Source organism: Novosphingobium sp. (assembly GCF_049240505.1).
GTDB lineage: Bacteria > Pseudomonadota > Alphaproteobacteria > Sphingomonadales > Sphingomonadaceae > Novosphingobium.
On the sequence record NZ_JBMLSM010000116.1, the window covers coordinates 1 to 9,686 of the forward strand.

11 protein-coding genes are annotated in these 9,686 nt (G+C 62.6%); all 11 read left to right on the forward strand.

Annotation, left to right across the window (positions count from 1 at the left end; genetic code table 11):
* A partial coding sequence (ccoN, locus tag ACOVQ0_RS09935) for a cytochrome-c oxidase, cbb3-type subunit I (protein ID WP_421883673.1) occupies positions 1 to 1,203 on the forward strand: 1,203 nt, incomplete at its 5' end.
* A 25-nt stretch (positions 1,204 to 1,228) separates the two neighbouring features.
* Entirely contained in the window at positions 1,229 to 1,978 is a 750-nt protein-coding gene (ccoO, locus tag ACOVQ0_RS09940; protein WP_421883676.1) for a cytochrome-c oxidase, cbb3-type subunit II, read from the forward strand.
* Positions 1,975 to 2,145 carry a cbb3-type cytochrome c oxidase subunit 3 gene (locus ACOVQ0_RS09945; RefSeq protein ID WP_421883679.1) on the forward strand — a complete coding sequence of 57 codons (171 nt, stop codon included), beginning with the start codon at positions 1,975 to 1,977 and terminating at the stop codon, positions 2,143 to 2,145. The genes ccoO and ACOVQ0_RS09945 overlap by 4 nt, the downstream gene beginning before the upstream one ends.
* Positions 2,138 to 3,055: a cytochrome-c oxidase, cbb3-type subunit III gene (gene ccoP, locus ACOVQ0_RS09950; protein ID WP_421883682.1), complete on the forward strand. Its 918-nt coding sequence runs from the start codon at positions 2,138 to 2,140 to the stop codon at positions 3,053 to 3,055. The genes ACOVQ0_RS09945 and ccoP overlap by 8 nt, the downstream gene beginning before the upstream one ends.
* Positions 3,056 to 3,077: 22 nt before the next feature.
* Positions 3,078 to 4,547, forward strand: a complete 1,470-nt coding sequence (gene ccoG / locus ACOVQ0_RS09955; RefSeq protein WP_421883685.1) for a cytochrome c oxidase accessory protein CcoG — start codon at positions 3,078 to 3,080, stop codon at positions 4,545 to 4,547.
* Complete coding sequence (locus ACOVQ0_RS09960) at positions 4,544 to 5,014, forward strand: FixH family protein (protein WP_421883688.1); 471 nt, start codon at positions 4,544 to 4,546, stop codon at positions 5,012 to 5,014. The genes ccoG and ACOVQ0_RS09960 overlap by 4 nt, the downstream gene beginning before the upstream one ends.
* Positions 5,011 to 7,137 (forward strand): heavy metal translocating P-type ATPase, encoded by a 2,127-nt coding sequence (locus tag ACOVQ0_RS09965; protein ID WP_421883691.1) that lies wholly within the window; start codon positions 5,011 to 5,013, stop codon positions 7,135 to 7,137. The genes ACOVQ0_RS09960 and ACOVQ0_RS09965 overlap by 4 nt, the downstream gene beginning before the upstream one ends.
* Entirely contained in the window at positions 7,134 to 7,286 is a 153-nt protein-coding gene (gene ccoS, locus ACOVQ0_RS09970) for a cbb3-type cytochrome oxidase assembly protein CcoS (protein WP_168853944.1), read from the forward strand. Before ACOVQ0_RS09965 ends, ccoS begins: the two co-directional genes overlap by 4 nt.
* Positions 7,283 to 7,546 carry a hypothetical protein gene (locus ACOVQ0_RS09975; RefSeq protein WP_421883695.1) on the forward strand — a complete coding sequence of 88 codons (264 nt, stop codon included), beginning with the start codon at positions 7,283 to 7,285 and terminating at the stop codon, positions 7,544 to 7,546. The genes ccoS and ACOVQ0_RS09975 overlap by 4 nt, the downstream gene beginning before the upstream one ends.
* Entirely contained in the window at positions 7,536 to 8,885 is a 1,350-nt protein-coding gene (hemN, locus tag ACOVQ0_RS09980) for an oxygen-independent coproporphyrinogen III oxidase (protein WP_421883699.1), read from the forward strand. Before ACOVQ0_RS09975 ends, hemN begins: the two co-directional genes overlap by 11 nt.
* Before the next feature lie 108 nt (positions 8,886 to 8,993).
* Positions 8,994 to 9,608, forward strand: coding sequence for a bifunctional 4-hydroxy-2-oxoglutarate aldolase/2-dehydro-3-deoxy-phosphogluconate aldolase (gene eda, locus ACOVQ0_RS09985; RefSeq protein ID WP_421883702.1), 615 nt, complete (start codon positions 8,994 to 8,996; stop codon positions 9,606 to 9,608).
* The last annotated feature ends 78 nt before the right edge of the window (positions 9,609 to 9,686 follow it).

Sequence of the window (9,686 nt, forward strand, 5' to 3'; positions counted from 1 at the left end):
GCCCTCGCCCGCTTCGTCTTCTGGGGCTACCAGCTGTTCATCGTGCTCGCCGCGACGGGTTACCTCATGGGCGTGACCGAGGCGAAGGAATATGCCGAGCCCGAATGGTATGTCGATCTGTGGCTGACCATCGTATGGCTCGCCTATCTGGCGGTGTTCGTCGGCACGATCGTCCGTCGGCGCGAACCGCATATCTATGTCGCCAACTGGTTCTACCTGAGCTTCATCATCACCATCGCGATGCTGCACGTGGTGAACAACCTGTCGCTGCCTGCCACCATCTTCGGATCGAAGAGCTATGCCGCCTTTGCAGGCGTGCAGGATGCGCTGACCCAGTGGTGGTACGGCCATAACGCCGTCGGCTTCTTCCTGACCGCCGGCTTCCTGGCGATGATGTATTACTTCGTGCCCAAGCAGGCCGAGCGCCCGGTTTACAGCTATCGTCTGTCGATCATCCACTTCTGGTCGCTGATCTTCCTCTACATCTGGGCAGGCCCGCACCACCTCCACTACACCGCGCTGCCCGACTGGGCGCAGACGCTGGGCATGGTTTTCTCGGTCATGCTGTGGATGCCGAGCTGGGGCGGCATGATCAATGGTCTGATGACGCTCAACGGCGCGTGGGACAAGGTTCGCACCGATCCGATTATCCGCATGATGGTGATGGCGCTGGCCTTCTACGGCATGAGCACCTTCGAAGGTCCGATGATGTCGATCAAGTCGGTCAACAGCCTGTCGCACTATACCGACTGGACCATCGGCCACGTCCACTCCGGCGCACTCGGCTGGAACGGCATGATCACGTTTGCGGCGGTCTATTACCTGGTGCCGCGCCTGTGGAACCGCCAGCGCCTTTACAGCCTGCGCATGGTCAACTGGCACTTCTGGCTCGCGACCGTGGGTATCGTTTTCTACGCCGCTTCGATGTGGGTCGCGGGCATCATGCAGGGCCTGATGTGGCGCGAATATGGCGCTGACGGATATCTGGTGAACAGCTTCGTCGAAACCGTCGCCGCGCTGAAGCCGATGTTCTTCCTGCGCGCGTTCGGTGGTCTGCTGTTCCTCGCTGGCGCTGCGGTGATGGTTGTCAACGTATGGCGCACGATCCTTGGCCACAGCCGCGAAGAAGCACCGATGCGTGATGCCGCCTTCGATCCCGAAAAGGACCGTCCCGTCATCGCTGCCGCTCCGGCCGCAGCCTGATCCTGACGCTCTCGGAGAAAATCCCATGACCACAATCGTGGAAAAGCACAAGAAACTGGAGCGCAACGTGACGCTCCTTGGCATCGCAGCCTTCGCTGCGGTGACCGTGGGCGGCATCGTGGAAATCGCGCCGCTGTTCTGGATCGACAACACGATCGAGAAGGTGGACGGGATGCGCCCCTATACCCCGCTCGAACAAGCCGGACGCGACATCTATGTGCGCGAAGGCTGTTATACCTGCCACAGCCAGATGATCCGTCCTTTCCGGGATGAGGTCGAACGCTATGGCCACTACAGCCTCGCCGCGGAATCGATGTACGACCATCCGTTCCAGTGGGGATCGAAGCGTACCGGGCCTGATCTGGCGCGCGTCGGCAATCGTTATTCCGACGAATGGCATGTCCAGCATCTGAAAGACCCGCGCGCCGTGGTGCCGGAATCGATTATGCCCGGCTATGCCCATTTGGCAGAGCGCAAGCTCGACATGGGTGACATGAGCGCGACGTTGCGCACGCTCTATCAGGTCGGCGTCCCCTATTCGCAGGACGATATCGCCAAGGCCAATGACGACCTGAAAGCACAGGCCGATCCCGAAGCCGACGCCACCGATCTGAAGAAGCGCTACCCCAAGGCGCAGGCGCGTGATTTCGACGGTGATCCCAAGCGCCTGACCGAGATGGATGCGCTTGTCGCCTATCTCCAGATGCTCGGCACGCTGGTCGATGTGAACGCGCCCGCAGCGCAGGAAGCCCTGGCGAAGGAGAAGGGCCGATGAGCGCGCACTCCACTTACGACATGCTGCGGCATCTGGCCGACAGCTGGGGGCTGTTGATGATGACGGCGATTTTCGTGGGCTTGAGCGCATGGCCGTTCCGCCCCGGCGCCAAGGCGCTGAACCGCGATGCCGCCACTTCGATCTTCAAGGACGAAAGCGATGTCTAATCCCAAGATTGACGACGCAACCGGCGTCGAAACCGTCGGCCACGAGTGGGACGGTATCGAAGAACTCAACAATCCCCTGCCGCGCTGGTGGCTGTGGAGCTTCTACGCCTGCATCATTTTCTCGATCGGTTATTGCGTGGCCTATCCTGCGTGGCCGCTGATCGACAAGGCGACCGCAGGCACGCTCGGCTGGTCCAGCCGCGGTATGCTGGATGAAGAAATGAAGGCCGAAACCGCACGCAAGGCGGGCCTGATGGCCGAACTGGGCAATGCGTCTATCGAACAGATCGCCGCCGATCCCCGCCTGCGCCGCGCTGCCATCGATGGTGGGCGTGCCGCTTTCAAGGTCAACTGCATCCAGTGCCACGGTAATGGGGCTGCGGGCAGCGCGGGCTATCCGAACCTCAACGATGACGATTGGCTGTGGGGGGGCGATGTTGCCACTGTTCATCAGACGCTCGTCAACGGCATCCGCCAGCCCGGCGACGATGCCACGCGGATGAGCCAGATGCCCGCATTCGGTCGCGATGGCATCCTGAACGCTGCGCAAGTGCAGGATGTGGTCAGCCATGTGCGCGTGCTGGCGGGTGAGGAAAAGCCCAGTGCTTCGGCCCAGCGTGGCGCCCAGCTTTATACCGACAACTGCACAGTCTGCCACGGCGCAGCGGGTGAGGGCAATCGCTCCGTGGGCGCGCCGCGCCTCAACGATGCGATCTGGCTCTATGGTGGGAGCCGCGCGGCGATCACCCAGACGGTGACCAACGCCCGGTACGGGGTCATGCCTTCATGGGGTAATCGCCTCGATCCGGTCACGGTGAAGATGCTCGCTACTTACGTCCACTCGCTGGGCGGCGGTGAAGAAGCACCTGCGCCTGCTGAGGCAGCGCCACCCGCTGCTGACACAAACTGAACACGATCAAGGACACACGGTCATGACTGCGCACGATCCCAAACTGAGCGCGGGCAATTCAAACCAGATCGGCATGTACGAAAAGCGCAAGTCGGTCTTCCCCAAGGCCATCGACGGAGCGTTCCGGCGCTTCAAGTGGCTGGTCATGGCCGTGTGCCTTCTCATTTACTGGGGCACGCCGTGGATCCGTTGGGATCGCGGCCCCTACGCTCCCGATCAGGCGGTGCTGATCGATCTCGCCAATCGCCGCTTCTTCATGTTCGACATCGAAATCTGGCCACACGAATTCTACTTCGTTGCCGGATTGCTGATCATGGCAGGCATCGGCCTGTTCCTCGTCACCTCTGCGGTGGGTCGTGCCTGGTGTGGCTATGCCTGTCCGCAAACGGTGTGGACCGATCTGTTTCAGCATGTTGACCGGCTGATCGACGGTGATCGCAATGCCCAGCTCCGCCTGCAGAAAGCGCCGTGGACCGCTGCCAAGATCGGCAAGCGCACGCTGAAGTGGGGGATATACCTCGGCATCAGCTTCGCCACTGGCGGCGCGTGGATTTTCTACTTCGCCGATGCGCCTACGCTGCAATACGAATTCTGGACCGGCACTGCTGCGCCCGTGGCCTATGCCACCACGTTCGTGCTGACGATGACGACCTTCATCTTCGGCGGCTTCATGCGCGAACAGGTCTGCGTCTACATGTGCCCCTGGCCGCGCATCCAGACCGCGATGCTCGATGAAAAGAGCCTGATCGTTACCTACAAGGACTGGCGCGGCGAACCGCGCGGTTCGGTGAAGTCCGCCCTGAAAGCCGCAACCCCGCTGGGCGATTGCATCGACTGTATGCAGTGCGTCGCCGTCTGCCCCACCGGCATCGACATCCGCGAAGGGCCGCAGATCGGCTGCATCACCTGCGCCCTGTGTATCGACGCCTGCGACAAGGCGATGGCCGATGTGGGCCGCCCGCGCGGTTTGATCGACTATTGCACGCTGGATGATGCCGAGAAGGAAAAGCGTGGCGAGGAACCGACCCCACTTCTGAAGACCATCCTGCGCCCACGTATGCTGGTCTATCTCGGTGTGTGGAGCGGTATCGGTCTGGCCCTTCTGTTCATGCTCGGCCAGCGCGCCCGGCTCGACATCTCGGTCGCCAAGGATCGCAATCCTGAATACGTGACGCTGTCCGACGGCGCGATCCGCAATGCCTTCACGCTCAAGCTGCGCAACATGGAAGCGCGCCCGCGCACGTTCAATATCGCGCTCGATGGTCTTGAAGGCGGTGCCATGTTTACCGACGAGATGGATGCAGCCGCCGCAAAGCGCGTGCTGACCATCGAAGTCCTCGCAGATACGACCAAACCCCTGCGTGTCTACGCAGTCCGTCCGCGTGGCAGCAAACCCGCCGAATTCGCTTTCGTCCTGACCTCTGGCGATAAGGAAGGCGGCATGGATCGCGGCGAAACCACGTTCACCACCGCAGAAGGAAACGGCCAATGACCCAGATGCGCCGTAATGCCCGCCCGTTCACTGGCCGGAAGATGGCAGCTATCCTTGTCAGCTTCTTTGCTGTTGTGATTGCCGTCAATGTTCTGATGGCCCGCCTCGCCAGCTCCACCTTTGGCGGTGTGGTGGTCGACAATTCCTATGTTGCCAGCCAGAAATTCAACGGCTGGCTGAAAGAGGCCGAGCAGGAGCAGGCACTCGGCTGGAAGGGCGATGTCGTCCGCGATCAGGCCGGTCGGGCAAGTATCGTTCTGGCAGACAGTCTGGGCAAGCCGCTTGCCGCAGCGAAAGTCACTGCCATTGCCGAACATCCGCTCGGTCAGCGGCCCACTACGGCGCTGGCGCTGCAAGAGGTTGCGCCGGGACGCTATGTCGCACCACTGGAGACAGGCCGCTGGCGCCTGAGCGTCAAGGTTGAGGCCGATGGCCAGATCTGGCGCACAGTGGGCGAAGTGCAATGACCGCTCCTGCCGGAAACCTGACCATCGCGGAAAGCGCGCCTGTCCACACGATCCTTGCCGTGCCGGGAATGCACTGCGCCGGGTGCATGGGCAAAGTCGAGCGGGCCTTGGCTGCAATGGAAGGCGTTGCCAGCGCACGCACTAACCTCACCGCGCGCACGGTAGAGGTCGTCCACCAGCCCGGCATCGAAACGCCCGCGCTTGTCGCCGCACTTGCCGCCACCGGTTTCGATGCGCAGCCGCGTGAAATCGAGGCCGAGCCTGTCTCGGCGGTGAAGCCACTGCTTGCTCCGCTCGGCGTTGCGGCCTTTGCCTGCATGAACGTGATGCTGATGTCGGTCAGCGTCTGGTCGGGTGCCGAGGGCACCACACGGTCGCTGTTCCACTGGGTTTCGGCGCTGATTGGCGTCCCTGCCATTGCCTATGCGGGCCGTCCGTTCTTCTCGTCGGCCTGGAAGGTCTTGCGCCACGGCAAGACCAACATGGACGTGCCGATTTCCATCGGCGTTACCATCGCCACTGGGCTGTCCTTCTATGAAACGCTGACGGGCGGGGCAGAGGCGTGGTTCGATGGCGTGCTCATGTTGCTCATGTTCCTGCTCGCAGGCCGCGTGCTCGATGCGATGATGCGTGATCGCGCACGTTCGGGGGTCGATGCTCTGCTGCGGCAGGTCGCCACCGGCACGATGGTTGTCGCCGCCGATGGCGCAACGCGCTGGCTGGATACGAAGGCGCTTCAACCGGGAATGCTGATGCGCGTGGCCGCTGGGGAGCGCCTTGCCGCCGATGGTGAAGTCCTGCGCGGCCAGACCCGCTTCGACCAATCGCTCCTGACCGGAGAAAGCGCAGCCGTTCAGGCCGGGCCGGGAACGCTGGTCCATGCCGGCACGCTCAATGTCGATGCCCCGGTGGACGTGCGAGTAACCGCCATCGGGCAGGACACCGCCCTGTCCGAAATAGCCCGGCTGATGGAAGCCGCCGGGCAGTCCCGTTCGAAATACGTGCGCATCGCAGATCGCGCCGCGCGCCTCTATGCGCCAGCGGTCCACACGCTGGCGGCGCTGACCTTTGCCGGATGGATGATCGCTGGCGCTGGCTGGTATCAATCGCTGGTCATCGCCATCGCCGTTTTGATCATCACGTGCCCCTGCGCCTTGGGGCTTGCCGTGCCTGTGGCGCAAGTCGTGGCGGCAGGCGCGCTGCTGAAAAAGGGCGTGCTGGTGAAGGATGGCTCTGCGCTCGAACGCATGGCTGAAGTAGACCGCTTGCTGATCGACAAGACCGGCACGCTCACGCTCGGCCGCCCGGTGCCCGATGAAGTGGCACTTGGCGCGATGTCTGCGCCACAGGCGTCGGTCGCGCTCGCGTTGGCCAGCCACAGCCGCCATCCGCTGTCGCTTGGCCTTGTGCAGGCGCTCGGCGCGCGTGGCGTGCAGGCCGCCATGCTTGAGGACGTGCGCGAAGAGCTGGGGCAGGGCGTTACCGCGCGCTGGAATGGCCTGACAGTAGGCCTCGGTCGGCCAGCCGCCGCGCAAGGCATGGCCACTGCTCTCAGGATCGAAGGTGATGCGGTGCGCGTCATTCCCTTTGCGGATCGCCTGCGTCCCGATGCAATCGAAGCCCTAGCCCGGCTTGAAATGCTGGGTGTGGAAGCCTCGATCCTGTCGGGGGATTCGGTCCCGGCCGTCGCTGCCGTTTCGCGCGCTACGGGCCTGACCGCACAAGCCGCAGCATCCCCGGCGGAAAAGCAGGAGGCGATCCAGCGTTTGCAGAACGCCGGGCGCATGGTGATGATGGCGGGAGACGGACTGAACGATGGTCCCGCGCTGGCCACCGCTCACGCATCGATTGCGCCTGGGTCGGCCAGCGATGTGGGGCGGCAGGCAGCGGACATGGTGTTCACGGCGGATTCGCTGCTTGCCATTCCCCGCGCCATCCGCGTTTCGCGCCAGACCATGCGTGTCGTGCGCCAGAACTTCGTGCTGGCTATCGGGTATAACATGCTGGCGGTGCCACTGGCGATCCTTGGCCATGTGACCCCGCTTATCGCTGCAATCGCCATGTCCACCAGTTCCCTGATCGTCGTGGCCAATTCGCTGCGCCTTGCAGGGGAAGCAAAATGAACGGTGTTGCTTTCATGCTTCCGATTGCGCTCGGCATGGGCCTGTTGGGTTTGGTTGCCTTCTTCTGGTCATTGAAGCGCGGGCAGTTCAGTGATCTGGATGGAGCCGCTGCGCGCATCCTGATCGAAGACGAGGAGCGCGAACCATGAGCCACCGCGCACTCCGCCTTCTCGCGCCGCTGGCCATCCTGCAAATGGCGGCACCGGCCCCGGCCAGCGCGCAATGGATCATGGTTGCCTCGTGCGGTGGCAGCGGAGGCATGGTTCCCGTCCGTCTGCCCGGCAAGGATGATGGCAGCAAGAATCTGCCCTGCTGCAAGGTTTGTCATATCTCAATGCGCAAGCGCCTCGCCACCGATAGCTGTTGCGGAAACGGCGACGATGGTGAGGACGAATCCGATGGCTGCTGACATGATGACCGGCCCCGAAGTCCTTGGGAACTGGACATACTGGCCCGAACTGCTGGAACGCCCCGTCCCGCGCTACACCAGCTATCCCACAGCCGCCGAATTCGTCGAAGAGAGCTTTGAGGAACGTCAGGCCAATGCTTTGCGGGCCTTGCGCGGCAACGTCTCGCTATATCTGCACATCCCCTATTGCCGGGAAATTTGCTGGTATTGCGGCTGCAACACCGGTGCTGCCAACAAGACTCAGCGGTTGACCGCTTATCTCGAAGCTCTGCATCACGAGATCGAACTGGTTGGCCGCCATCTGCACCCGTCGGTAAAGGTTGCGCGCATCGCGTTCGGCGGTGGCAGTCCCAACGCGATCAAACCCACCGATTTCGTGCGCCTGATCGATAGCCTGACACTGCATTTTCGGCTGGAAAGCCCGGTCCTGTCTATCGAACTCGATCCGCGCACGCTGGAACCCGGCTGGTTCACCGCGATCCGGGGCATTGGCGTTATCAAGGCCAGCCTTGGGGTGCAGACGCTCGATGCGCGCGTGCAGGCTGCCATCGGGCGTGTTCAGCCGCGCGATGACATCGAACGGGCGGTTGAAGGTTTGCGCAAGGGCGGCGTGGATTCGATCAATTTCGATCTGATGTATGGCCTGCCGTTCCAGACTGACGAGATTCTGTCCGATACGCTCGACCAATCGGTGGCGATGGGGGCAGACCGGATTGCGCTGTTCGGCTATGCGCATGTCCCGCACATGATCCCGCGCCAGCAGCGTATCGATGCCAGCGAACTCCCCGGCCAGCGCGACCGGTTCCGCATGGCTGCCGAAGGACACGCCCGGTTGATGGCCGCAGGCTATCAGGCTGTCGGGTTCGATCATTTCGCCTTGCCCGGCGATGATCTGGCGATTGCCGCCCGCAACGGCACGCTTCGCCGGAATTTTCAGGGCTTCACCGAAGACCAGTCGCCTGTCCTTGTCGGTCTGGGTGCTTCATCCATCAGCGAATTTCCCGATCTTTTCGTCCAGACCGAAAAGAATGCCGGCCGCTACCGTATGCTCATCGGCGCAGACCAGCTAGCCGGGCGCAAGGGCGTGGTGCGCACGGCAGAGGACCGCCGCCGGGGCCAGATCATCACCGATCTGCTGTGCCGGGGCAGGGCCGAAGTTCCGGCAGACCTGATGGCTACCAACCGGGATCGCCTAGAACCGTTCATCGCACGCGGTCTTGCCCGGATCGATGGCGGCATTCTTTCGCTGGAATCGGGCAACGAACCTTATGCCCGTTCCATCGCCGCCGTGTTTGATGCGTGGCGTTCGGGCGCACGCCAATTCAGTTCGGCGGTGTGATCGCAACCCAAGAATAGCTATGCACCCGGCCTTAGCAGGTGCACAATACGGCTGACTCGCGTTAAGCCCACCCTTCGCTACGGGCCAGAAGAACGCGAGGGAGACGCCATGAAGCCGATTGAAACCATCATGCGCACCGCGCCGGTCATTCCGGTGCTTGTCGTCGAAAACGTCGATCATGCGCTCCCCATCGCGCGTGCGCTGGTCAAGGGCGGCCTGCGCGTCCTCGAAGTCACGCTGCGCACGCCCGCTGCGCTTGATGTCATCCATGCGATGAAGGCGGTCGAAGGCGCGATTGTCGGTGCGGGCACTGTCACCAATCCTGATGAACTGAAGGCCGCCATTGATGCAGGTGCGGAATTCATCGTTTCACCGGGCCTTACCGAAAATCTCGGCAAGGCGGCTGTCGCTTCGGGCATCCCGTTCCTGCCTGGCACCGCCAGCGCGGGGGATATCATGCGCGGGCTTGATCTTGGTCTGACGCACTTCAAATTCTTTCCCGCCTCTACCTCCGGCGGTCTTCCCGCGCTCAAGGCGCTGGCAGCACCGTTCCATCAATGCAAATTCTGCCCTACGGGCGGCATTACCGCCGCCACCGCGCCGGAGTGGCTGGGTTTCGACCCTGTTCTGTGCGTTGGTGGCAGTTGGGTGGTCGGCAAAGGCACGCCCGATGAAGCAGCGATAGAAGCAGCCGCGCGCGAAGCTTTCGCACTGGGGCAATAAAAAAGACAGGGAATACAGCGGATATGAAGACGGTCGCCAAGCTCAAGGCCAGGTTGCAGAAACTCCATGAGCGGACGG

Coding starts and splice junctions, on each gene's coding strand:
- ccoO (WP_421883676.1), top strand. CDS start 1,229: ATGACCACAATCGTGGAAAAGCACAAGAAACTGGAGCGCAACGTGACG.
- ACOVQ0_RS09945 (WP_421883679.1), top strand. CDS start 1,975: ATGAGCGCGCACTCCACTTACGACATGCTGCGGCATCTGGCCGACAGC.
- ccoP (WP_421883682.1), top strand. CDS start 2,138: ATGTCTAATCCCAAGATTGACGACGCAACCGGCGTCGAAACCGTCGGC.
- ccoG (WP_421883685.1), top strand. CDS start 3,078: ATGACTGCGCACGATCCCAAACTGAGCGCGGGCAATTCAAACCAGATC.
- ACOVQ0_RS09960 (WP_421883688.1), top strand. CDS start 4,544: ATGACCCAGATGCGCCGTAATGCCCGCCCGTTCACTGGCCGGAAGATG.
- ACOVQ0_RS09965 (WP_421883691.1), top strand. CDS start 5,011: ATGACCGCTCCTGCCGGAAACCTGACCATCGCGGAAAGCGCGCCTGTC.
- ccoS (WP_168853944.1), top strand. CDS start 7,134: ATGAACGGTGTTGCTTTCATGCTTCCGATTGCGCTCGGCATGGGCCTG.
- ACOVQ0_RS09975 (WP_421883695.1), top strand. CDS start 7,283: ATGAGCCACCGCGCACTCCGCCTTCTCGCGCCGCTGGCCATCCTGCAA.
- hemN (WP_421883699.1), top strand. CDS start 7,536: ATGGCTGCTGACATGATGACCGGCCCCGAAGTCCTTGGGAACTGGACA.
- eda (WP_421883702.1), top strand. CDS start 8,994: ATGAAGCCGATTGAAACCATCATGCGCACCGCGCCGGTCATTCCGGTG.